Origin of the sequence: Enterovirga sp. (assembly GCF_035325185.1) — a bacterium.
Taxonomy (GTDB): Bacteria; Pseudomonadota; Alphaproteobacteria; order Rhizobiales; family Beijerinckiaceae; genus Enterovirga.
The window spans coordinates 1-1063 of record NZ_DAOLAJ010000082.1 but is presented as its reverse complement, the minus strand read 5'-3'; the positions used below and the strand labels follow the sequence as shown (position 1 = coordinate 1063).

Genomic DNA, 1063 nt, shown 5'->3' with positions numbered 1-1063 from the left:
TCGATCAGCTTGCGCAGGCGGCCGACCGTCGCCGCCGTCAGCACGAGGCGGCGCGGCTCCGGCTCGCCCTCCCGGCCGATCCGCCGCAGGATCGCCGCGATCGCGCGGTCGAGATCGCGCAGTTGCAGCCGCCTTTCGGGCAGGTCCTTCTCCGCCGTCACATGGCGCGCGCGAAGCTCCGCCATCCGCTCCGCCCGCCCGGCAAGCCGGAAAGCCGCCTCGTCCACGACGATCCCGGCGGCCTCATCCTCGTAGCGCGCGATCTCCCCGGCGGCCGCAGCCGCCTGGACGCCGATCTCGATCTCCTCCCTTTGCAGATCCCGCAATTCCTCCGCCGAGCCAGGGGGCGCGTCGGGCACCTCCGCCAGGGGAGCCAGCCGCTCGCGCAGGTCCCGCAAAGCCGCGAGGCGCGGCAGGGCGGCGAGATGGCGCCCGATCTCGTCGATCCGCCCCTGATGCGCCGTGCGCTCGGCGAGAGCCTCGTCATAGGAGGCCCGGGACCGGTCCCGCGTCTCGACGAGCCGCGCATGGTCCGAGGCCAGCGTGTCGAATGTCTCCCGCTCCTCCTTCAGCTCCCGCAGCCGCTCCTTGAGATCGGCGAGGGCGCCGCTGCGGGCGCGATACCTGTAGAAGCCGTCCGCCTCGCTCCTGAGATCGACGAGCCTGCGGCTGAGATGGGCGAGGCCCGCACTCGCCGAGAACAGCAATTGCCCGAGATCGCCGCGGCTCGCGAGGATGCTCTCGCCGCCCTTCTCCAGCGTCTCGTCGTCGAGCGAGAACATGGTGCGATAGGCGTCGCGCTCGATGCCGCCGAGATCGCCCCGGATGGCGCCCTCCGGGACCGGACGGTCCTCGGCATCGAGGAGGCTGTTCTGCGCCCGCTTGATGCGCGCGAATTCGCGAATCCCGTCCTCGAATTCCAGCGCCCCGCCGATCCGCATGGTCGAATAGGGATGGAGGAAATCGAAGGGGCTCTGCGCGCCGATTCCGAAGACGAGGTCGAGGAAGGCCGCGAAGGCGGTCGATTTCCCGGCCTCGTTCGGTCCGAAGACGACGTGCAGGT

General features: G+C 70.8%; 1 protein-coding gene. It reads right to left on the bottom strand.

Translation table 11 applies throughout. The annotated features are described in order from the left end of the window. On the bottom strand, positions 1-1063 hold a 1063-nt coding region (locus PKD06_RS14525; RefSeq protein WP_324381301.1), incomplete at both ends, for an AAA family ATPase.